Below are 22,055 nucleotides of genomic sequence, written 5' to 3' on the forward strand. Positions count from 1 at the left end.
GCTGAATCTGATTGAAATCGTCTGGAAACAAGCCAAATACCACTGGCGACGTTTTATCACCTGGACTCAAGATACAATGGAGTATGAGCTAAATACGCTATTGGAAGGTTATGGTGAGCAATTTGCAATTAATTTTTCTTGATAACTTAACATCACTTATGAGCATCGTCAGGCGAACTTTATGGACTCAGAAGCTAGGCAAGGTATTTAACCTGATAACCACACAGTTTAAAGAGGCGTTCAAGTTCATTCTTAGCTTGTTTGGGCTGAATGAGAAGAGTATAAGCAAGTTTGTTGGTGACATCGGCAAGTGATTCTCTAAGATGAAGGAACGAATTAAACAACCATTTCAAGCAGCATTTAATTGGGTGATGGAGTATTACAATAAAACTATCGGGCAAGTAGTTAAGTGGATAAATAATTTGCGAGACGTCAAAGATGAAGCTGTTCAGTTAGAACAGATTACTGCTACTGTTAATGCTGGGAATGGTTCCATGATTGGTTAGTTTATTGCAAATTCTACTAAAAATAGCAGTAATAGATGATGATTAGATAAGGAGATATAAAAATTAAACAACATATTACAGCTCCTTCACCAGAAAATGCGGGGTAATATTCTGCTGATGGCATTGCTCAAGAACTTGAATGCACAAATTATGCATTAGTGAATAACTAATCCCATTAGTGATTAATTGCATGTTTTTTTTGACAAAAATCAAATAAGAAAATATCATTCTTGTTGGTGTCAGAACCGCTACCACAAATAAATCGCTTAAATAAAGCGAATGCAAGTAAAAATTAAATTTAACAATGCCGAGATGGTGGTGAATATAATACCCTTATGGGGAATTAACCCAGCCTTTCATGTGGTAGGCTTCTGAACATCTTGGCGCCTTAATTAGGGATGTTTAAGAATGAAAGCATTAGCTATTATTGCTCTTATATTTTCTGCTCTGTCTATTTTTATTCCTGTTGGTGGCATATTCATCGCTATGTTCTGTAGTGTTTTTGCGCTTATCGCATTTTACAAGAGTCCAACATTATCCAGTGTGACATTTGGTATTAATGTCATTTCTACGGCCTTTTTATCGCCAAGTATTATGGCTACCGCTGCCACAATGCACAGTAATGGTGAAGATGGCGTAGGGCTTTATTGGTTCTATGTTGGCTTCCATATCGTTCTTTTTGTATTGGCACTTATCATTTCAATGATTTTAAAGAAAAGAGCAAGTAAAAAACAAACCGCAATAGCGAGTTAATTGTAAGATAAGCCCCTTATGGGGCTTTATAATCGCACGATAACTGTATAGAAAAACACCAACAAAACTTGACGTTAGGTGCTTAAATATGCAATTAAAATAATTATCTAACTTAATAAAAATAGGTATCTAAATGAAAAAAGTATTGAAATGGGTAGGGATAGTGTTTGTTGCCCTGTTCGTAATTGGACTTATTGTTGGTAAGGATAAAGATAAACCAGAGGGGGATGCTTCTCCTGCAATAACATCATCCAATAATGCAATTAAGTTTACTGAAAATGAATCAAAAGCCATTAATAACATGATTCACGATGAAGTGGAGACTGCTTTTAATGGAGGAGATACACAGCTGGATACGGAATACTTAGTTGTATCAGCTAGAGAAATGGAAAAAGTTTATGCTGCTAATGAAGCTAAAGGTGATAAGACCTACAAAAGTAAGAAAATTATTATCTCTGGTATTGTTGATTCTATAGATTCTAGCTTTGGCGATATTCCAGTTGTTACCTTAAAAACAGGTGATATATTTAATAAGGTTCATGTCAATTTCGACAGAAAATATAGAGATCTTGCTGCTGAATTAAGTAAAAATCAGAAGGTTAAATATGCTTGCGTTGGTGGGAGTGTCATTATAGGTTCTCCGTCAGTCAGAGATTGCACTCCAATTTCAGTTGCGATCGATGAGCTGATTGATAAACTTGCTTCATCTGTGAGTAAAGCTTTAAAAAATCCAAGCAAAGCAAACGAATATGATAAAAAAATAATTCTTTTCGTTAAGCTTGCTTCTGTGGTGACGAATGATTTTAAAACGTGCAGCATCACCGACCAAAAATGTTTTTCTTCAAATCTCTCTAAGTACGGCAAAGATAACTTGAAAAACAATGAAGAACTTAAAGCGGTAATAGAAAAATTAGGGGTAAGCCCTGAACAACTGAAATAATATAAAAAGCCCCATCACGGGGCTATTTTTTATCCATTAAAGTTGAATTTAGAGCTTACATAGATCTCACCAAGAGTATTACTTCAAGCGAAAAAGTTTATTTTGTTCACCAAGGATAACACCTCTTTCTGATGACAAAATTCACTCATTGATTTTAAAATACTTAGCTTCGATAATCTTTACCATTTAGTTTATTAAATTGATAATACCCCGTATTATAATCGCAAAAATATCGTACCTCTGCTTTTTTTAAGGTTAGTTTATTGCATATTCTTCTATTTAGGTCTACTTTAAATTATGTGTATTAAAAATTACACTTGCTTAGTACGCCCTCATTTGCTTCTTATTTTTATTTCGCTCTTTCCCTCCCTGAACTCAGGGAGGGATTTTTATTATTAAAAATCTATAAAATAGGATTTTTCCTATCATCCATAATCATGCCAAAGCCAGTGACAACCATATTTCTCACTATTGTCTTTCTGGCATACCCCTATCATAAATTAAGTATTTATAATTAACTAATTTTGTTATAAATATTTCTGTGCATTACCGTAAGAAATAAATTAAATTTCACAAACTAATTAACATATCAATAAAAATTCAATTCCCTTATTTTACAGTCAAGTATGGAAAAAATAGGAAATTCACCATGAACATTAAAAAGTCATTACTTTTGGTGGGATTGACGGCTTTTAGTGCGATCCCACTTTCTAGTATTGCCAAACCAAATTCGAATCATGGATATATTGATACACCACCAAGCAGAGCACTTTTATGTCAAAAAGACATCAATAAAAACTGTGGGCCTATCATGTATGAACCACAGTCAGTTGAAGGCCCCAAAGGCTTCCCTCAAGGAGGACCACCAGATGGACAAATTGCCAGCGGTGGTGTTGGTCAATTTAAACAACTCAATGAACAAAGTGCAGACCGCTGGCATCATGTTATTATCAATAAAGGAAGCAACGCCTTTAAATGGACAATAACAGCCCGTCATAGTACTACCTCGTGGCAATTCTTTATTACTAAACCCGACTGGGATCCAAATAAACCCCTAACACGCGCTCAATTTGATTTAAAACCCTTCTGCGAGCGTTTTGATCATGGGAAAAGCCCAGCCCAAAATGTTACGTTAAACTGTGATGTTCCTGACCGCTCAGGATATAATGTTATTCTCGGCGTATGGACAATTTCTGATACTGGTAATGCCTTCTATCAAGTTATTGATGTTGACATTAAATAATATTTTTTAATGAGGATAACATTTTATTTATAAGTATCATGTAAATATAAAAAGTGCTGACTATTTATCAGCACTTTTCCCTAAAAAAACAAATTATTTTCAGATAAGATATATTCCTCCATCCAATTCTACATATAGAAAAAATATGAAAAAATCAACTATTCTTAGAATTGCCAGACCAACAGATAACCTTACTAAAATTGCAGAAATGTATTGTCGTGGTTTGAATTTCACCATACTAGGCGAATTCAAAGATCACGATAGTTTTGATGGTATTATGTTAGGACATCCCAACCACTCCTGGCATCTTGAATTCACTCATCATCACAATACACTTGTTGGTAAAGCTCCAACCGAAGATAATTTATTAGTATTTTATATAGAAAATGAACTTGAATGGCAGGAACAGATAAAATTAATGTTAGGTGCCGGATTTATCCCGGTTCCTTCTTATAATCCTTATTGGGATAAGAGTGGAAAAACTTTCGAAGATATTGATGGTTATCGTGTTGTATTGCAACATGGAGCCTTAGAAATTTAGTTATTTATTTTATGATTGATGGGCTACTCAAAAAATTACTCTTTATCATATTGAGCATTTATTCAATTAATCTATTAGTGACAGCTTGGTCATGTATAGCGCCATCAAATCCAAGCTTTATATCCATCATCTTTCAAGTTGCAGTGTTACAGGCGGCACTGCACCTTGAAATCTAATGAATATTTTATAATAAAAATGTTTGCTGCTCAGATTCTCTTCGCACACGTAAATCTGCTAACTCATGCCCATCGGCGTGATCCCATTTCAAAAACTCCCCTGCTGCACCTTGGTAATCACCTACATTCAATTTTTTCAACAATGTTGAATGAGTAAAATTACCAATTCCCAAATTGAAAATAAACGAACACAAAGCATCAAATTGCCCTTGTGTTAGAGGTACTTTAACCAACCGCTGAATAGCTCCATAAATAGGAACAAGATCTTGATACAGAAACGCGTCAGCTTGCTGCGCAGTAATCACTTGTTCAGGCTTTACTCCCCTTGTATGACCATATCCGATTGTCCATGGCTCCGCTCCAGTAGCAGGATCTGAATATGCTCTCAATCTCAATCCTTCGTAATTCTTGAGCTTATTAATGCCGCTTTCACTGATTTCCATTCATTTTCTCCACAATTAGATCGAGTATCAGGGTTGCTTTTTGTCTAGAAAACAATCCATATATCAAGTATAGATGAAGAAAAAATCACTGGAGTTACAATTGCAACGGGCTAACAGAAAAACAAAATAAAAATAAATCATTAAATTTCAGTCGATTAGCCAGTATTGCAAATTTTTTTAATTTTTAAAAAAATATTTTAATAAATATCTTGACTCTTTTTGTTTTGAGCATAAAATTCTCCTCAGAATTTAGGTTTTCGTGAAGTAAATCACAATTTATAACCCTCAAAGGAAATCATCATGAAATCTGTAAAATCTTTCCTCTCAAACGTACACAGCGTTGTTATCCGGTTGTCAGCAACTCGCTTTATGTAAGCTCTGTCACAGTACAGAGATAAGCCAGTTCAAAAAAGAACTGGTTTTTTATCGTTGATACAGCTCTTCCTTCCTATTTCGTTATTTACGCACTACTCATTGAACTACCATTCTGAAAAATCTGGCTTATATATCCAATAAATTTTAAATCACATGAATATATATTATATCAATAATAAAAAGCCCAAATCTTATCACTAAGAATTCGGGCAAAAATGAGCATCTAAAAATTTCTCATTAAAAGTCAAGTAAATTTCAAAATGAAGTTTATAACTAAAGAAAAAATAACAGTATAAGTAAAGATAACTTAGAAACGATAACCAACACCCAATACCCAAGTACCAAGCTTAGCGTATTTTAAGTTGGTATATGAATATGAAGCATCTATAGCCCAATTTGAGGCAGGATTAAATTGTAATCCTGCGCCATAAGATAGTGATGTTTTCGTCTGAATATGCTTATCTTTTACTTCAGAAAACCCTGTTTTATTATGGGTCGCACCAATCAACCCATATGCACTAATATAATCATTAAAGCGATATGTTGGACCAGCCATCAAAGAAGTATTTTTCCATTCGAATTTTGAGGATGACCCAAAATAGTCATACTTATGTATATATTGAGTATAAGTTAATGAGCCGATAACACCAAAATGTTCATTAAATTCATAGCGATATTTCAAGTTTAACCCATGCTGCTTTGTATCCATCTTCTTATCATTATGATAGATTTCAAGATTATTTTTTAACGATCCATTGCTCTGAGCATAACCCAAAGAAATAGTATTTTTATTACTATGGCTGGCGTTGGCATTAAAAGCAAGTATAGATATTCCCGCAGTAATAGCGGCTGTCAATAGTATTTTTTTTATAAGTAAAGATTCTCTTTCATTTATGCGATGTATTCGCTCTATCAGAATAAAGCTTGCATAATATACAAGCCCTATATTCATAATTCAACTTTCTATAATAAAAACCAATCATATACACAAAGACTACATTTGTTATAAATTTAATTAAAATTCAATTTGTTACAAAAAAATCAGTTTTTATCAAAAAGTGAATAAATTATCTTTACATCTCATGTAAAACAAGAGGCTTAACTTAAAAAATATATAATTATAAAATAATTGAGTTAATTTTAAATTTTAAGATATATCTTAATAGTCACATAAATTTAATTAGATTATATTTAGACATTAAATAAGTAATCTATATACATAGACACTTCTTCATATTAAATTAAAATAAATCAATGTACTTTAATCGAATCAGAGTTTACATAATCCTTTATTAATGAAACTAGCTCAGTCGCATTTTTTTGCAAAATTTGATCTGAGAAATTCGCAGTTGGAATCTGATAATCAAACCGATCTGTCACGAAGAACGCATGATATAATCCTTATCTTATATTTTTAAAAATCACCATACCCAAACTTGTAATAATAGCTTTAAAACTCCAGCTTTGTGATCAGAAAATAAATTTCATTTCAATCTAAACATTTCGATAATTAGATTAAACAAGAACTGATAAATAGTAAATTAAAAGATAGATGGTAAATTACCAAATTCAATAACATCTTATCGGATAATATCAGATGCCTAATAAAAAATCATGCTTTCAATTATTTCATTAAGAAACAAAAAACCATTTTATATCACATTGTTATATAGATATATAATTTCAACCATGCCAAACTTAGTGATATAAAATAATTTAATTTAACTTCGTGTTTTATTCCTAATAAATTTTAATTTTTCATCAAGGGTAAAAATCACAAGGCTTCATAAACATCTTAAAAAACCAGAGTGTTACTTTGACTTCTGGTTACCTGATAGTGGAATAAATAACAGTAATAAAACGATCATCTGGATGATAATATGTATATTCAGGTTACTCTTAACTTTTCATAAGAAACCATAACATGCTCTCTGAATACAGGATTTTCAATTAATAGATTATAATAACTGATAAAGGAAGGATACATTGGACAATTAATTTTTATATCAAAATACCGATGAAAACAGTGACAAATAAAACAATTTCTCTATCCCTCTTCTTTCAAGTTGCAGTTCAATTAGTGAACTGCAACTTGCAATCTATAAAGCCTATTTCATCAGAACTTATGATTTATTATCAAAGTATTTTTCAACCAAGGCATATAAAATGGCAATGGTTTCTATATCTATTACACCATCATAAAGTGACGGACGAAAGTGCATTTGAAACACTTTGATTAGAGATTGAAAATTTTCTTCTTCTTCTGTTCCGGTAATATCATAACCATAGCGTTTGAATTTTTCTAAAACCTCAATAACATCAGGTAAACCAAGCTCAAATTGCTCAATATATTTTTGCTTTTTTTCTTCATCATACCATGCTCCGACTCCCGCATCATATAACTCTTTCCACGGGAAAGATGGGCCTGGATCCGTTTTTCTTTGCCATGAAATATCTGAATGTCCGACAACATGAGTCGGCTTAATATCCGGATAACGTTGTAAGATATTTATGGCCAACTCTTTAATCGCAACGATTTGATCAGGATGATAAGGTGGGAAAGTGAAAACACCAGAACTATTTCTAGCTTCATTCACAATCTCAATACCAATGGATGTATCATTCAACCCTTCTCGTCCTGCCCAAGAACTTATTCCAGCATGCCAAGCTCTTTCAAGTTCATCGACCAAATTGAATATGTGAATTTTATCAAACCCGGCCGCTTGATAAGTCGGATCACCTGGATTTGGAATTAAGTAATGGGCGCTGACTAGCTTCCCTGTCAATGCCTGGACAGATTTTTCAAAGTTCAAGGCTGTATAGTGCATAACTAAAAAACGGGAACGTCTGTTAAAACTTTTGGTTGAACGATATGAATTACAATCAATTTTATACATCATTGTTCTCCTTGATTATTGTAGTTCTTCATTAAGGTTCTCCTTCATTGTTTTGCTGTATAATACGGTAAATATTAAATCATTTCCTACAATACTGCGACTGCGATGAGATTCGCTGACTCACGGTCTTACCTGATCATTTTCATCACAACGGTTGCCCTCACAACCTTGTAGCATTCACTCTTTGTTAAACGATACTGACGGTTTTGGCGTGGCCTTTTTTATTTTCTGGTGGAACCAACAGAGAGGGGGGGGAGCAGTGAAATACATGGGGAGTAAATCACGTATTGCGAAACAGAGAACGCATTGCCACCGCAGAGCAAATGATGCTGGGGTTGCAGGAGAATGTCAGGACGCAGTGTGGGTGAGTGATGAGAGGACGGCAAAAATGAACCGTCCTACTCGATTTTATTAGTATGTTTAATTTGGTTAATTTGTCGGTGGAATATAGGGGGAATTGGAATTATGGGTTGTGGAGGAAAGGGTATTACGCAATGTTCCCCTGTGGGTGTTAGAACGCATACAGGGCCAATCGATGGTGCGCTGGGAGAATGAGCATAAGTCTGCATTGAAGCTAAAAGAGCAGCACCTGTCAATAGACAAGGAAGAAGATATTTTTTCATTTTACTCTCCACGTGTAACGTTATTATCGAAGATTAATAAGCCTAATAATATTAGCTCCACCTAACAATAAACCAATAATACTTAACAATTAGTCAACGTATAAAATGAAAGTCAATATTTCTTTGCCCATTCTCAGAGTGATTAAAGGAATGTTGATAACCCATGCTACCACCCCGTTCCTATTGCGTACCCAACGCACATGGGCCGGTGGCATTTTTATTTCAACTGTAGAGATACCTCCACTCACTGTTCTGCTCAAGAAAAATCGGACACTTTTTTGAAGGCCATTTCATATTCCACGGGCGTTAAATAATTATTGGCTGTGTGCAATCGGGTTAAATCGTAATCATGCCGATAATCCAGGACATCTTTTTTCATTTCCGTCTGGTTTTCGTGGTGGGTTTTGAATAACCAATCCCGTTTCAACTGCCAAAGAAACGTTCAACAACAGCATTATCCCAACACGCCCCAACATCCTCCTGACCCGCTCTCATAACATCGCTGCGGAGTAAGTCCCGGTATTGCTGACTCGTGTATTGGCTCCCGCTGATGCCCTTCTAAGTATCAAGTCATTATTTGTATGCTATTGATCTGACGGTTACGATTACGCAATAAAGTAAAGACCTCCCTCGATATATAGCGTTTTAAGCAACGTATTGCCTCAAGTTTTGAATGGCCTTCCCCGACCCGCTTTGCATTTGAGCAGTTCCGGTGCAAGATCATCAACGATGGCGGCTATCATGACGTCCAGCTCACTAATCTCATCCTGTCATTCCAGGTAGCGTAGGGCCAGTGTGCAGATAAACTGCATCGCTTTTCCCCCGTTTCCGGCGTTCCATTCTATCGGGAGCGGTGACCGTCAGGACTTCAATCCCCGCGGCTTGGAGATATCGCAGTAAACCCGCGCCATAAGATCCTGTACATTCAATTCCCAGCCTGATTAATGGCCCAAAGGATTTCATCCCGGATAACATTTGGCGGCATCCTTGCCGGGTTGCCGGGAAAAATTCATACCCTAAAAGTAATACTGCCAGCTTTGGATGCTTTCGCACTCAAGCCTGCCCCATCGGCGAAATCGGGAGTCATGATTGCTCAAAATAATACTCAAGGTACTAAATATATAAATACTTTTAGTATTTATCATTTCAATAGCATTGGTATTAAAATGAACTCATGAAAAAGAAACTCACAACAGAACAACTTGCAGATGCAGCACGCTTAAAAGAGCTATTTGAGGCCAAGAAAAAGCAGCTCGGCATCTCTCAGGAAATACTTGCAGAAGAAATTGACAAGACACAAAGTGCAATTTCACACTATCTCAACGGGATAAACGCCCTCAACTTGGAGATGGCAACCTATTTTGCCCAAAAATTGGAAGTTCAGATTGCAGATTTCAGCCCATCGCTGGATAAACAAGCAAGGAAACTCGTCACTGTTCTCTATGGTGATAATGCTGCATTTGCTAGTCAGATACCCTATCGCAAGCAATACCCGCTACTCGACTGGATAAATGCAGGTAATTGGTGCGAAGATCTCACACCAAAATACCAGACAAACCGCATCGCAAAGGTATATGAAACTTCTATTGAATGCTCACAACGTGCTTTTTGGCTGGAAGTAAAAGGTGATTCAATGGTGTCGCCAAATGGGCTAAGCATACCGCAGGGTATGATCATTTTAGTTGATCCAGAAGTTAAACCAGTCCCCAACAACTTAGTCGTAGCAAAACTCGATAGAGAGAAAGAACTGACTTTCAAGCAACTGATTACAGAAGGATATGATACGTTTTTAAAACCATTAAATCCTCAATACAACATGATTTCCCTTAGTAATCATCATGTGAATATTGTCGGGGTGGTTGTGGAAGCTAGGATTAGAAAATTACCTTAAACTAGGCCATGAAATGACTTAACTACCTATAATTTTATCATTAAGATTGCCATTTCTTAGCTGTTTTTATTGCCCCAGTCACTATAGTAAACTATATTTCTGGGGACTTGTTTATCTACCACCACTATATTGCTTGAAATCTATGGTCAAGATCACAAAAAGTATTCGGTTATATTCACATAATATTATATGAATATAATTACATAATAACGTAATAAAAAGGGGTTTCACCTATCTGCTTTAATTGAATATGTTTATTTCTACTTTTAGTTTGATAAACATCATCATATAAATATTGTTCTACAAGGCTATCTAATTTAGTAGAACTTATCCCTTTAGTCACACCAACAGCCCAAATACTTCTTAGTTTAACCTCAGATTTTCTAATTTTGCTTATCTTATCCAAATCAGAAACCATATTTTTGACACATACAGTTGGATTCGTATTTTGTTTAAACTCAACGGCCATATATGTATCCAAAGTCCATCCCTTTTTTCTTAAAATGAAGTCAGGTTTTAGGTGATTTTGATCCTTTATTTTTCTATTATCGCATTTAAATGCGTATTCCCTCCACCATTCATGCTCTGTTTGAGAAAGCATATAAGAAAATTCAACTTGAAGCCATACTTCCCAACCTGTGATATTTCCTTGTTCAAGGAGGCGAAACTTATTGCAAATCTCATCATCAGAAAAAAAATCATCAAGCAATGAACTCAAATGTTTAAAATCCCGATCTATCATAATAAACTCCCTTATTTCAACCAAATATTTATAATTTTTCTTTATCACTACTGATGATAGGTAAAATATAATACATAATATTAATGTTTTGTTTTACTTTTTTATTCCAATTTATTTTTCTGAAAAGAAAGATGGGTTACGTATTCAATCCGTTGATTAGTATTAAATATAGCATTCACGCTCAATGAACGTGCCAATGACCTTATCGTGTATTTCGGGTGATTTAGAATAATACTGATATGTAATGCACGGGCAGTATCACGGATACCTGCATTGTTCATAGCAAGATCAACGACTTGTTCTTTTATACCCGCTTGCCACGCTCGATAGGCGTAACCAAGTTGAAAGGTTCGTTTGCAGGAGAAACCGCGATAGCGTTGGTGCCCTGCATCGCCTTTGCCATGCTTTTTAACACATTCAATTTGCTGACAAAATCGACATTTTACCTCAACCGTCGCCATTTAATTTCTCCGAAAAATGGCGATTATACATAACCATCAACGAATTGAATACGTGACCGATTTTTTTGCTTCAATAGGATAAACAATATAGTCACCTACACCAGGGTATCCTTTTAACCTTTGCAATTGTCTCAGCTCATGTTGCCATACACTTTCAAGAATATCATCGTCACTTTCTATTACTCTAAGCCAATATTTTATTAAAAAACACTCTCCATCTTTTTGTGCAAGCATCAAATATGGCATACCATGTGATGCATTGGATTTTAATAGATTTCCATTAAGTATTTCATATTTATTAAATATCACTTCATCATCCATATATAAAATCCCAATAATTATTTCCATAAAATATAAAACAATAACAACATATAAATTTAAAAAACAAAAAATCAACCAATCAGTTTTTCCTTCAAAAGTTGCCAATCTTTTTTAAGATACTTCCGTAAAAAACGTTGCCTAATCTTTTCTTTTATTTTTCCCATCTTACCTCCTGTTATTTGTTTTTTCCGCACATCCTGAATATCTTCCCAAAGTTGCTCGCAGTCAAAGGACATGGGAAAGGAAACGGAGGCCATCCCCGTTATCGCTGCTATGCCTGCTGCAAGGTCTTTCAGCTGGAATACACCTACCGAGCTTGCAAACCCGGTGTTAAAGAACAAACTGTCGATATGGCAATGAATAACACCGGTGTCCGCGATACTGCCCGTGTGCTGAAAGTCGCGACGGCAACGGTCATGAAAACCCTTAAAAACTCAACCCCCGAAACGTGACAACGCTTCCTCTTGATGGACGTGATATTCAGCTCATTTGTGAAATCGATGAGCAAGGGTCCTTTGTCGGTAGCAAGGAAAACCCGCGCTGGCTCTGGTATGCTTGGGATCCCGGCTAAAGCGGGTAGTCGCCCATGTTTTTGGTGACCGTATCAGAAGCCCATTAGACAAACTTCTCGCACTTTTAACCCCTTTTAATATCCAGTGTTACTGTACAGATAATTATTCCACTTATGGTTCCCTTCCTGAAGAAAAACATCTTACTGGGAAGACGTTCACCCAACGTTTAGAAAAAAACAATTTAACTCATCGTACCCGGTTAAAGAGACTGAATAGAAAAACGATAGGGTATTCTAAATCGGAGGAAATAATGGGATGGACGCCCCATTCAAGCGGCATCAGTGTGCCAAAATGGCAGTGTATTAAACACAGCCATTTAATAACGGGAGCGTCCACCATGAAGATTACAACGGTTGGTATCGATCTGGCAAAAAATGTCTTTCAGGTCCATGACGTTGATGCACAGGATGAAACGGGGCTTAAAAAACAGCTACCACGCGCGAAAATGCTGACGTTTTTCATCAACCTTCCACCTTGCCTTATTAGTATGGAAGCCTGTAGTGGGGCGCATTATTGGGCACGCAAGCTGCGAAGTTTTGGCCATAAGATAAAATTAATGGCTCTACAGTTTGTTAAATCCTATGTCAAAACCAATAAAAACGATGCAGCAGATGCGGAAGCGATTTGTGAAGCGGTGACACGACCGAATATGCGTTTTGTATCGGTAAAAACAGAAGAGCAGCAAAGCATCTTATCGGCGCATCGCGCACGAGAGGGGAACACCCGTTAATATCAGCATACGCAAAGCTGTTCTGACAATTTGACTACCTATATTTATCAATAGTTACCCCTATATATCCCCCTGACTGGGGTACATTGCAATAGATGCCAGTAGACGTTAATGGAGCGTTATTTTGGAGTTTTCGTTGGGAGGAGAGCGCAATACTGGCATGTTAACATATTAATATTTAATAAATTAATTTTATTAAAAAACTTACATACCCCCAGTTGTACCCCCACATTATTTTGTTACATCAAATTTGGTCGATTGTACGTGGAAATAGGTTTATAACTGTTTAATCATCACTTTAAAGCAAAAAAGCCATGAGATTTGGAAATGGTCAAATTTGGCTACTATTTCACGCTCAAGGCTTCATATAAACATTTATCATTTTTATGAACTAGATCACAAATTAAAACGGGTTACTCCTGAGATTTATCGCGAACCTTACGCTCAATTAACTGACCATACATATCAAAGTAACGGCTAGGCCAGATTTCAGAGGGATGTATACCGAGATAATCCGCGATTATCCATTCACCTTTAGGCCAGGGACGACTGAGAGTATTTGCCAGTGTAGATGAACTGAGTCCCGACTCACGAGAAACAGCCGCTAAAGTTGTACCACGTTTACGCAATGCAGCAATAATATCGGCCTGATGCCAATCATTTTTAATATTGTTATTCATTCCTGCTACCCCTTCCATTAATTAATATTGATGGTGGCGATTCAGACAGGGTTCGCAGTACCGGGAACTATCAACCGGCGAGGCCGAAGCCTCCCCCACCTGAACCGCCATTGAAAAGGCGATAGCAGACACACTGGTAGAAACTTCCTACCAGTGGATAGTTCATTACAAGGCTGCGAAACCTTACCACTGGATTGTGCCAATGGCGGGGAAACTTTAACTGATTGTTTTATCTGAATCAATAACCGAACGGCTAAGTTTAACGACTATAAACCCACTCAACATAACGGACAGCGATCCAAATGCTTAATTTCCCAATCAACCAGTTCATTAATTTTCTTACTTATACCTGACAACATGCAATCTCTGGCGCGCGACAGTTCGGACAAAACAAAAAATACCTGCTTTGCCCTTGATCGATATCTGTGCGCCAAAGTGAACGCAAGTTGAGGTATTGCGGGGTATCGGTTGAGTACACGGTACTTCCGCCTGTATAAACAGGTCATCCCCACCGACTAAAGGCCAGCCTCGATATCGTCAATTTCTCCTTTTGATACTTTTTCAATCTATAAAATACAGTGTCAGATTCACTGTGTGGTTAACTAAGCCAGAGCTTATCAGGGGTGTGTTGTCCTTTTGCTGCGGCGTCACTTTCAGCGATAAACCAGCCAAAAGTGACGCCTTGAGTTCTGTAAACAGTCAGCAAAAATCGTGCGAACGTTGAAGTGCCATCAGGCATAGCAAAACGCCGTAAGGTTAAGTGCCACATGGTAGTCATGTTAATGGATTAGCTGTAGAAAAATTGTCGGTTGAATAATTCAAATAGGGATAGATAAAAGTATGAACGGATGCGCAAAAGCTATACTGCTGTTCATAGAAGATAAAGGAAAATAGGGTTTATGTTGATTTGAAAAGCCAGTGTATGAACTTACGTTCAATACACTTCGGTAACAAGATAAAGATATCCTTTTGGGTTATCTATTAGTTTAAGAGACCTTCATTACCAGACAAGGGGTTTATGTCTGACAATACCTGCTTCCAAAGGTGCGCAAATGTACCGCAATTCTTGCTCTCTCTTTCAGGCTACGAGAGTTTTGTTTCGCCACCCGAAGGCGATCCTGGCAGGCGATGGATCATTAGTGTAAGTGGAATATTAGCGGCGGTGGTCAGTAGGGTCAACAGCTTATGTTATGAGTTAATTGGAATTTAATTTATCAAATATAATTTCATTATGTGACTAATTTTGGCGGTTTGTGTAGTTGCCCCACTAAAACGGACAATTCATCTTTAATTCCTTATGTTACTTATGTAATATAGATAACCAATATTACATAAGTTAAGTGACTTACTCATGGCAAAAGGTGAATCAGGTCGTATCGTTCTTGAAGTCGATCCTGAGCTAAAGAAATCGCTTTATTCGATACTTGCACTTGATCAACAAACACTTAAAGACTGGTTTGTAGATAAAGCTCAACAACATATCGAAGAAAAAAAGACTGAATTGATTAAAATTTTTTCAAAGGCAGACAATGAAATTTAAAGCAGATCAAACAACACAAAAACTTCGAGGGGGATACTACACCCCTCAACACTTGGCTGATTACGTAGCTAAATGGGCATTAGGAAAGCAGCCAGAAGCAGTTTTAGAACCAAGTTGCGGTGATGGTGTGTTTGTTCAAGCGTTACATAATAATGACTGTGATAAAGCCTTAACCCTTTCATGTTTCGAACTTTTTGATATCGAAGCGCAAAAAGCTTTAGAACGTTGTGAATCGCTTAAATTTCAGAATGCAACTGTTGCCGAAGGGGATTTTCTTGTTTGGGCTAATAAGCAAATCAAAGAAGGGAAAGTTCAATTTGATGCTGTAATTGGTAACCCTCCGTTTATCAGATATCAATTTTTAGAAAAATCTTTTCAAGAACAAGCAGAACTTGTTTTTAAACAGTTGGAGCAGAAATTTACTAAGCACACTAACGCATGGGTTCCGTTCCTACTTTCATCACTTGCCATGCTCAAAGCAGGTGGACGGATGGCTATGGTCATTCCGTCAGAAATAATTCATGTGATGCACGCTCAGTCTTTGCGTGGCTACATGGGAAGAATTTGTTCAAAAATTGTCATTATCGATCCCAAAGAAATTTGGTTCGAAGATACACTTCAAGGTGCGGTAATTATATTAGCTGAAAAAAAAGAAGATCCGTCAACACCATCAGAAGGTGTAGGAATCGTAGGTGTAAATGGTCTCGATTTTCTTGAAGATAGTCCAGAAGAGCTATTTATAAATACATTAGGCATTAATGGCGAAACTGTAAAAGGCAAGTGGACACGAGCGGCTTTACAAAAAAGCGAGTTAGCACTTATCCAAAAGCTGATTAGCCATGATGCTGTTCACAAGTTCAAAGACATTGCAGAGGTCGATGTTGGTATAGTAACGGGAGCCAACAAGTTCTTCTTAGTTGATAATGAAACGGTTAATCATTTCAAGTTAGAGAAATACTCTCACCCTATGTTTGGGCGTAGCCAGCACTGCCCTGGTATTTTGTATGACATTCAGCAACACCAAACGAATCAAGAACAAGGTTTGCCAACAAACTTCTTGTACATAGCAGATGAATTTGAACAGCTATCAACAACGGTAAAAGACTATATCCAATTGGGAGAAGCTGAAAAGTATCATGAGCGTTATAAGTGCCGTATTCGTAAGCCATGGTATAAAGTTCCTTCTGTTTATAGCACTGAAATAGGTATGCTAAAACGCTGCCATGAAGCTCCACGCCTGATTTTAAATGAAATTGAAGCTTATACTACTGACACAGCTTACCGTGTCAGATCGGCCTTTACGAGCGCAGAAAACCTTGTTTGTAGTTTCTTGAATCCACTGACTGCAATAACTGCTGAGTTAGAAGGACGCTATTATGGTGGTGGGGTATTAGAACTTGTCCCATCTGAAATCGAAAAAATCTACATCCCTGTGATTGAAGGATATGAGCACGATCTAGCAACCCTTAACCAACTTGTAAAAGATGGAAAAGTTGAAGAAGCTATGAAATTGCAAGGCGTTTCAATTTTTTCAAAATTGGGACTAACTGAACAAGATACAGATGATCTAATGAGTATTTGGCGTAAATTAAGAGATAGGCGTTTACGTAAGTAACCCGAATTCTGGATAAGAAATTGACGAGAAGCCTGTTCCGGGAGCAAAGTTTTGGTGTACGCCGAAAACAGCTCCGGGGAGGAACAGGCTATGAATAACTTAGTTGAAATTTTCTGCGATGTAGACGATTTTTGCCGTTTTTTCATCCCTCAGTGGACGCAGTTTTGCCTTGATAACGGATACCGTCTACGTCGCCGACAAGGTCGCATGTATCCCAGTGAAATCATGACCATTTTGATCCTCTTTCATCTGTCACATTACCGTGATTTTAAACATTTTTATCTGGCGCAGATTTGGAAATATCATCACAACGATTTTCCCGCTTTGCTCAGTTATCCCCGTTTTATCCGTGTTGCCCCTTTGGTTTTGATGCCACTATGCAGTTATCTGACTCAATTAAAAGGAACACCCACAGGCATTGCTTTTATTGATTCCACGCGTTTGCGCGTTTGTCATAACCTCCGTATTCCCCGCCATAAAGTCTTTGAAGGGATAGCGCAACGAGGAAAAACCTCAATGGGTTGGTTTTACGGGTTCAAATTGCACCTGGTTATAAACCATCAGGGGGAAATTCTGGCACTTAAAGTGACGGCGGGTAATGTGGGTGCTCGAGAACCTGTTCGCAAATTAACAAAAGAATTAACGGGTTCTCTTTATGGTGATAAAGGTTATCTCAGCCAGGAGCTGGCTGACGATTTAGCTAAAACGGGGATCACTTTCATCACCCAAAAGCGCAGAAATATGAAAGCGCGTGTGCTGGCTGAGTGGGATAAAATAATGTTATCAAGGCGTTTTATCATTGAGACAATTAATGGACAATTAAAAATCATTTCTCAAATAGAACACTCGCGCCACCGAAGTATAAAAGGATTTCTGTTAACTGTTTTAGGGGGTGTGATTGCTTACTGCCTTAAATTGAAAAAGCCATCACTTAAAAATTTCTACTCAGAAGACGATTTTCCAGTGATGGCTTAAGCGGAATTCGGGTTAAGTAGTTATCTGAATGTATCGAACTATTTTGTGGGTCGAAAGTAGGTGGAGGGTTAAAATCTCCACCTTTTTATCATAGAGATTTATATAAATCTTCAACCGAAGGGATCTTACAGTCCAAGTCACCAAGCCCGAACAAGTCTTTAATCAGTCCATCCATTTTCTTAAAATCATTACCAAATTTTCGCTCCAAAATTATTTTTGAACGTGCATCAGCTTTTGAAATATCAGCATAGAGCTTGTTCAAGTTCTTCTGAAGATCAGTAATCGCTTTGTGCTTTTTAACCTCTTCTGATTTAGAGAAATCGATAGTAGGAATTGGCATTCGTTTCTGGATCTTAGTCCCGCGAGCAATAAAACCACCTCTAAACACTTCACCATATACAGAGGCGAACCATTCCAAATGTCTTGAAGTTAGAATTGCTTGTATGTAATAAATGGAATACATACATTTATCAGGCACGTTTATGATGCTATAACCGGCCGTTCCTCCAGATGAAACAAAAGTCCTATGATTATCTATTGAATACTTAAAGCCATTAGATAAAACACCAACAATTATTTTCTGTGCCACATCGCAATTTTCCAGTGCTTGCGCTCGACCGTATCTATACCATTCATTAGGTGTAGTAGGAACAGGCATGATAGAACGCTTTTCGTTGTTTAAGTGCTCTTTTACAATCTGTAAGAACTCAAACATTTTAGGGAAATCTTGCTGCAACTCCTCATATTCAATGAAAAAAACTTTTTCCCCTACCTTCTTGTATGGATAGATAACAAAAGCGTTTGGTTCAACGTCTTTGTATGTGTAGAAGTGATCTTCACCGTTGCGAACAGTTTCAAAGTAAGGACGTGTAAGCTCTTTCTCCACCTGATACTGATTGCCATCATATTCAAAGAATATATAACCGTTCTCAGTCTTTATCTCATTATGAATGTAATGAGCGTTTGCACTTGTCTGAATACCATTCTCAATGGTCTTTTTACCTAAAATCTCTTCTAATGTCTTAGATCTACTATACATTTTAGTCAAAATGTCATTTGTTTCTTTTTCAAGAATCCAAGTGTCCGAATCAAGCTTATCAACTTCATAGGTGTTTGAAAGTAATGACTTGTCTTCACGAGTTAACCACTTTTTGAAATCCTTAACTTCGTAAAATGAAAATTCATCTTGCTGTGATTTAGTTAAAAATAACAGGCAGGTATAGGTTGTCTTGTCTTTGAAAACTTGATTTGAACCGAATGAGATCAGCTTACAAAGATACTTATTATCTGCTAGAAATTTTCTAAGGTTCTGACCAGCTCCAACCTTGATGAATTTTGAAGGTAGTATGTAGCCAAGATGACCACCTTCTTTCAGTAGCTGCATAGAACGTTCAACAAACAAGAAATATTTATCAAATTGCTTATATGCTGATTTGAATTTCTTCTTGTAGATTATCAGTTCTACTGGGGTGAGCTGTTTCATATGCTCAGTAGCCATATAAGGTGGATTTCCAACAATCACATCAAATCTATGGTCTATATCAAACGGATTCACTTTTAACAAATCGGTTTGCTTAATGTTGTCAGATAGATCAATCAGACTATTACCAAAAAGAATATTTCTATCCGTTCTTGGTAAGATAGGTTTCTTGATTCCGATTGTGCCTTTTGATTCACCTTCAAGAAGCTTAAGGAGAAGCCCGAAAGAACACGCATTAACCGCATTAAAATCCTTATCTACACCATAGATACAACGGGTTAATATTTCCTTTTTAGTTTCTAAAGTTAGCTTATAGCTATGCGGCGCAAGCTGCTGCAACTTAGACTGATCATTTTCAATATAGTAATCTATTAGAATATCTTGAATCGTTTGAAATACTTCTAGAAGAAATGCTCCAGAGCCACAAGCTATATCAGCAAATTTGGAATTTAAGATCTGTTCATCAGTCTTGCCTTTGCAATACTCAACAACAGTATTTCGAACAATTTCTTTTACAATGTGGTTCGGTGTGGTAACTACATCTCTATTGAGATGCTCTTCTTTTGGTTGAATATCTACTTCACCATCAGAGTTTATTTTGATTCGTTCACTCAGAAATATCTCATAGATGTTGCCTAAGATATCAGATGAAAAAACAGAGAATGAATAGGTGCTCTGTGGGAAGTATAGCTGTTCAATAATCGCCCAAATACAAGATTCTTCATTATGAATCAGTTCATCAATATGGCTCAAATAGAATAAGCCAGAGTTATACTTTTTGTCTGATTGTTTCAGCTTTGTGATTAATGATTGAAAGTCTTTTTCTTCTGCATAATGGTAAAGAGTTTCATACTCTTCTAAATCACGGTCTTCACAAACTCTTAGAAACACAATACTGTTTATGTAGCTCTGAGTAAGGTCGTTAAGCTCTTCCTCATTTAACTTTGGCTTTATCTTCAAAAATTCATCAGCCAGCACCAAACGCCACTGGTTAATTTGTCCCAAGAACAGATCATCAATACTAAATCGTGAAATTTTGCTTTCAATCTCAGACCACTCATCATCAAATTGCCCCGTATATACACTTTCCCGACCGATAAGGAAAAGAATCTCTTCTAAGTTGTCTACAAGCTCAGTGTAGTGATAAAGCTTAATCCGTGAATTTGTGGCAGTGTCAGCCTCTTTCACTTGATTTGAACAGTCATAGATAGCGGTATATTCAAAGTTAGATAATACGGAAATTTTCAACTTAGCGGTAAAGCCATAACGCCTTACTTGCTTCGCTGGTTCTGGATCTGCTTCTACATGAACACTTGGTTTTTTAGCTTCTACAAAGAATTTTCGCTCAGAGAAAAGACGGAAAGTGTAATCAGGTTTTTTAGTGTTTTCACCTGCTTTTATTTTTAGTCCTTCTTCTACCAAAACTTCCCGTTCATTCGTAGGTTTGCCACTGGAGTTTGTAATGTCCCAACCAAGAATGATGAATAACTGATCGAGAAAATCAGTTCTAAGTTGAGTTTCATTGTAAGTTGGAGAGCGATATAGAGCTAGGTCTCCTTCGTAACGGTCAACCAACCGCTGTAACTGTTCAATTTTTGTCATTTTTTCATCTCATAGCCAGCCTGATTAGACATTAGTAAATCTAAAGATGAAAAGTGTCGCACAACAACAGATACTTATCTACGAATAACTAATTGACTCAACAACCACCTACTAAAGTAGGTGGGTTAGTGATTAACGGACTGAAAGTCCGGATACGCATCGGCTGAACGATGCGTCAATTGGTCAGCCTAAAGTTATCATCTGGGTTTGGTTTAAAATGACGAACTAATTCATACCCTATATAATTACTCCAGCTATCAGTTTCTTTTTATTACCCATACCAATCTGAAAAACCGTGTGACTGCCATTTCTGTTCCATATTTCACTCTCGTGTCACACAATATTGCAGCTAAAGCTGACCGACTAAAGTCGGTGGTTTAAACCTTTCATATGGAAAAATTAAAAGGTCAGCGCTCAAAGAGGTAAGCCCTGTTTCCCATTGATTAACTCTAGGATGTGAATGACTATATTTGGCACAAAGCCGCCTATCTGGTTAGGTTTCATTTAGATCATAAATAGTGTCAGCTTGAGTCTTATTTGGTAATCACATTGGTACAACTAACTCTTCTTGTCCAGAATCAGGCAAAGGTAATTTCCAATGATTTAGATGTAGTAGTTCAACCCCACACTGACGCGCTGCGCTTGTCTTCTCCAAGTTACCGAGCTAATAAATTACCCCAGTAACTTCGGAGAGCTGAAAGATCACCTGCCAGAGAAAACATTTTACCTCCCCCTTATTAAAGAATTAGTAATAAAACTGTTCACCTTTGAATAATATTATTTAAATTCATATTGTTAAATGGTGATGACTTGAAATCAAACTCATCACCACTCTTCACCCAACCGTTCACCTCCAACCAGAAAAAAGGTGAACAGTGATGAATAGTTGTGAACAGTTTTAAAATAACTATTCACCCTATAATACATTGATATATCTGGTTTAAATTAT

At 36.8% G+C, this 22,055-nt stretch carries 19 protein-coding genes and 4 pseudogenes; 12 read left to right on the forward strand and 11 right to left on the reverse strand.

From position 1 onward, the window contains the following. Nucleotides 1-323: 323 nt before the first annotated feature. The 5 genes from PSI14_RS10875 (at nucleotide 324) to PSI14_RS10895 (ending at nucleotide 3,983) form a co-directional block, all read left to right on the forward strand. The gene (locus tag PSI14_RS10875; RefSeq protein WP_273575906.1) at nucleotides 324-506 is read left to right on the forward strand and encodes a hypothetical protein; all 183 of its coding nucleotides are present in this window, start codon (nucleotides 324-326) and stop codon (nucleotides 504-506) included. Between the two features lie 408 nt (nucleotides 507-914). Continuing rightward, on the forward strand, nucleotides 915-1,259 hold the full coding sequence (locus PSI14_RS10880) for a hypothetical protein (protein WP_273575907.1): 345 nt from the start codon (nucleotides 915-917) through the stop codon (nucleotides 1,257-1,259). Nucleotides 1,260-1,392: 133 nt separating this feature from the next. Further along, nucleotides 1,393-2,199 (forward strand): OB-fold protein, encoded by an 807-nt coding sequence (locus PSI14_RS10885; protein ID WP_273575908.1) that lies wholly within the window; start codon nucleotides 1,393-1,395, stop codon nucleotides 2,197-2,199. Nucleotides 2,200-2,848: 649 nt separating this feature from the next. Continuing rightward, nucleotides 2,849-3,442 (forward strand): lytic polysaccharide monooxygenase, encoded by a 594-nt coding sequence (locus tag PSI14_RS10890; protein WP_273575909.1) that lies wholly within the window; start codon nucleotides 2,849-2,851, stop codon nucleotides 3,440-3,442. Between the two features lie 145 nt (nucleotides 3,443-3,587). Further along, nucleotides 3,588-3,983: a VOC family protein gene (locus tag PSI14_RS10895; RefSeq protein ID WP_273575910.1), complete on the forward strand. Its 396-nt coding sequence runs from the start codon at nucleotides 3,588-3,590 to the stop codon at nucleotides 3,981-3,983. Nucleotides 3,984-4,167: 184 nt separating this feature from the next. Here the strand turns inward: PSI14_RS10895 and PSI14_RS10900 are convergent, their stop codons facing one another. The 3 genes from PSI14_RS10900 to PSI14_RS10910 all read right to left on the reverse strand — a co-directional run bounded on the left by PSI14_RS10900 (nucleotide 4,168) and on the right by PSI14_RS10910 (nucleotide 7,874). Then, nucleotides 4,168-4,602, reverse strand: a complete 435-nt coding sequence (locus PSI14_RS10900) for a lysozyme (protein ID WP_273575911.1) — start codon at nucleotides 4,600-4,602, stop codon at nucleotides 4,168-4,170. Between the two features lie 682 nt (nucleotides 4,603-5,284). Beyond that, a complete protein-coding gene (locus tag PSI14_RS10905; protein WP_306309270.1) occupies nucleotides 5,285-5,929 on the reverse strand; it encodes an Ail/Lom family outer membrane beta-barrel protein in 645 nt (214 codons plus the stop codon). 1,171 nt (nucleotides 5,930-7,100) lie between these two features. Continuing rightward, nucleotides 7,101-7,874, reverse strand: coding sequence for an N-acetylmuramoyl-L-alanine amidase (locus PSI14_RS10910; protein WP_273575912.1), 774 nt, complete (start codon nucleotides 7,872-7,874; stop codon nucleotides 7,101-7,103). Nucleotides 7,875-8,058: 184 nt separating this feature from the next. Here PSI14_RS10910 and PSI14_RS10915 point away from each other — a divergent pair, with 184 nt between their 5' ends. Continuing rightward, entirely contained in the window at nucleotides 8,059-8,289 is a 231-nt protein-coding gene (locus PSI14_RS10915; RefSeq protein WP_273575913.1) for a hypothetical protein, read from the forward strand. Between the two features lie 464 nt (nucleotides 8,290-8,753). Here the strand turns inward: PSI14_RS10915 and PSI14_RS20195 are convergent, their stop codons facing one another. Next, entirely contained in the window at nucleotides 8,754-8,924 is a 171-nt protein-coding gene (locus PSI14_RS20195) for an IS3 family transposase (RefSeq protein WP_370688846.1), read from the reverse strand. Between the two features lie 138 nt (nucleotides 8,925-9,062). Then, nucleotides 9,063-9,520, reverse strand: a pseudogene (locus PSI14_RS10920) (hypothetical protein); the annotation flags it as partial. Nucleotides 9,521-9,671: 151 nt separating this feature from the next. Between PSI14_RS10920 and PSI14_RS10925 the strand changes: the two are divergent. Further along, complete coding sequence (locus tag PSI14_RS10925; RefSeq protein ID WP_273575914.1) at nucleotides 9,672-10,388, forward strand: LexA family protein; 717 nt, start codon at nucleotides 9,672-9,674, stop codon at nucleotides 10,386-10,388. Nucleotides 10,389-10,587: 199 nt separating this feature from the next. On the opposite strand, the gene PSI14_RS10930 is transcribed toward PSI14_RS10925, so the two are convergent. The 3 genes and pseudogenes from PSI14_RS10930 to PSI14_RS10940 all read right to left on the reverse strand — a co-directional run bounded on the left by PSI14_RS10930 (nucleotide 10,588) and on the right by PSI14_RS10940 (nucleotide 12,017). Further along, on the reverse strand, nucleotides 10,588-11,130 hold the full coding sequence (locus PSI14_RS10930) for a hypothetical protein (RefSeq protein ID WP_273575915.1): 543 nt from the start codon (nucleotides 11,128-11,130) through the stop codon (nucleotides 10,588-10,590). 230 nt (nucleotides 11,131-11,360) lie between these two features. Next, a pseudogene (locus PSI14_RS10935) lies at nucleotides 11,361-11,591 on the reverse strand (IS1-like element transposase); the annotation flags it as partial. 36 nt (nucleotides 11,592-11,627) lie between these two features. Then, on the reverse strand, nucleotides 11,628-12,017 hold the full coding sequence (locus PSI14_RS10940) for a hypothetical protein (RefSeq protein WP_273575916.1): 390 nt from the start codon (nucleotides 12,015-12,017) through the stop codon (nucleotides 11,628-11,630). Nucleotides 12,018-12,091: 74 nt separating this feature from the next. Between PSI14_RS10940 and PSI14_RS10945 the strand changes: the two are divergent. Together PSI14_RS10945 and PSI14_RS10950 are read left to right on the forward strand one after the other, a co-directional pair. Beyond that, nucleotides 12,092-12,734: pseudogene (locus PSI14_RS10945) on the forward strand (IS1 family transposase); the annotation flags it as partial. An 87-nt stretch (nucleotides 12,735-12,821) separates the two neighbouring features. Beyond that, nucleotides 12,822-13,199 (forward strand): annotated as a pseudogene (locus tag PSI14_RS10950) (transposase); the annotation flags it as partial. A gap of 428 nt (nucleotides 13,200-13,627) precedes the next feature. On the opposite strand, the gene PSI14_RS10955 reads toward PSI14_RS10950, so the two are convergent. Both PSI14_RS10955 and PSI14_RS10960 read right to left on the reverse strand, forming a co-directional pair. Beyond that, entirely contained in the window at nucleotides 13,628-13,894 is a 267-nt protein-coding gene (locus PSI14_RS10955; protein WP_273575917.1) for a helix-turn-helix domain-containing protein, read from the reverse strand. Between the two features lie 598 nt (nucleotides 13,895-14,492). Continuing rightward, nucleotides 14,493-14,672 (reverse strand): hypothetical protein, encoded by a 180-nt coding sequence (locus tag PSI14_RS10960; protein ID WP_273575918.1) that lies wholly within the window; start codon nucleotides 14,670-14,672, stop codon nucleotides 14,493-14,495. A gap of 573 nt (nucleotides 14,673-15,245) precedes the next feature. Here PSI14_RS10960 and PSI14_RS10965 point away from each other — a divergent pair. From PSI14_RS10965 to PSI14_RS10975, 3 genes are all read left to right on the forward strand, one after another. After that, a complete protein-coding gene (locus PSI14_RS10965; RefSeq protein WP_099111933.1) occupies nucleotides 15,246-15,434 on the forward strand; it encodes a hypothetical protein in 189 nt (62 codons plus the stop codon). Further along, nucleotides 15,424-17,049 (forward strand): Eco57I restriction-modification methylase domain-containing protein, encoded by a 1,626-nt coding sequence (locus PSI14_RS10970; protein WP_273575919.1) that lies wholly within the window; start codon nucleotides 15,424-15,426, stop codon nucleotides 17,047-17,049. Before PSI14_RS10965 ends, PSI14_RS10970 begins: the two co-directional genes overlap by 11 nt. 90 nt (nucleotides 17,050-17,139) lie before the next feature. Next, the gene (locus tag PSI14_RS10975) at nucleotides 17,140-18,024 is read left to right on the forward strand and encodes an IS982 family transposase (RefSeq protein WP_273575920.1); all 885 of its coding nucleotides are present in this window, start codon (nucleotides 17,140-17,142) and stop codon (nucleotides 18,022-18,024) included. 88 nt (nucleotides 18,025-18,112) lie between these two features. Here PSI14_RS10975 and PSI14_RS10980 read toward each other — a convergent pair whose 3' ends face one another. Continuing rightward, nucleotides 18,113-21,106 (reverse strand): Eco57I restriction-modification methylase domain-containing protein, encoded by a 2,994-nt coding sequence (locus PSI14_RS10980; RefSeq protein ID WP_273575921.1) that lies wholly within the window; start codon nucleotides 21,104-21,106, stop codon nucleotides 18,113-18,115. Nucleotides 21,107-22,055 lie beyond the last annotated feature (949 nt).

Origin of the sequence: Xenorhabdus anantnagensis, assembly GCF_028598555.1 — a bacterium.
GTDB lineage: Bacteria > Pseudomonadota > Gammaproteobacteria > Enterobacterales > Enterobacteriaceae > Xenorhabdus > Xenorhabdus anantnagensis.

Coding starts and splice junctions, on each gene's coding strand:
- PSI14_RS10970 (WP_273575919.1), top strand. CDS start 15,424: ATGAAATTTAAAGCAGATCAAACAACACAAAAACTTCGAGGGGGATAC.
- PSI14_RS10975 (WP_273575920.1), top strand. CDS start 17,140: ATGAATAACTTAGTTGAAATTTTCTGCGATGTAGACGATTTTTGCCGT.
- PSI14_RS10955 (WP_273575917.1), bottom strand. CDS start 13,894: ATGAATAACAATATTAAAAATGATTGGCATCAGGCCGATATTATTGCT.
- PSI14_RS10925 (WP_273575914.1), top strand. CDS start 9,672: ATGAAAAAGAAACTCACAACAGAACAACTTGCAGATGCAGCACGCTTA.
- PSI14_RS10905 (WP_306309270.1), bottom strand. CDS start 5,929: ATGAATATAGGGCTTGTATATTATGCAAGCTTTATTCTGATAGAGCGA.
- PSI14_RS10900 (WP_273575911.1), bottom strand. CDS start 4,602: ATGGAAATCAGTGAAAGCGGCATTAATAAGCTCAAGAATTACGAAGGA.
- PSI14_RS10960 (WP_273575918.1), bottom strand. CDS start 14,672: ATGACTACCATGTGGCACTTAACCTTACGGCGTTTTGCTATGCCTGAT.
- PSI14_RS10895 (WP_273575910.1), top strand. CDS start 3,588: ATGAAAAAATCAACTATTCTTAGAATTGCCAGACCAACAGATAACCTT.
- PSI14_RS10885 (WP_273575908.1), top strand. CDS start 1,393: ATGAAAAAAGTATTGAAATGGGTAGGGATAGTGTTTGTTGCCCTGTTC.
- PSI14_RS10910 (WP_273575912.1), bottom strand. CDS start 7,874: ATGTATAAAATTGATTGTAATTCATATCGTTCAACCAAAAGTTTTAAC.
- PSI14_RS10965 (WP_099111933.1), top strand. CDS start 15,246: ATGGCAAAAGGTGAATCAGGTCGTATCGTTCTTGAAGTCGATCCTGAG.
- PSI14_RS10890 (WP_273575909.1), top strand. CDS start 2,849: ATGAACATTAAAAAGTCATTACTTTTGGTGGGATTGACGGCTTTTAGT.
- PSI14_RS10875 (WP_273575906.1), top strand. CDS start 324: ATGAAGGAACGAATTAAACAACCATTTCAAGCAGCATTTAATTGGGTG.
- PSI14_RS10930 (WP_273575915.1), bottom strand. CDS start 11,130: ATGATAGATCGGGATTTTAAACATTTGAGTTCATTGCTTGATGATTTT.
- PSI14_RS10880 (WP_273575907.1), top strand. CDS start 915: ATGAAAGCATTAGCTATTATTGCTCTTATATTTTCTGCTCTGTCTATT.
- PSI14_RS10980 (WP_273575921.1), bottom strand. CDS start 21,106: ATGACAAAAATTGAACAGTTACAGCGGTTGGTTGACCGTTACGAAGGA.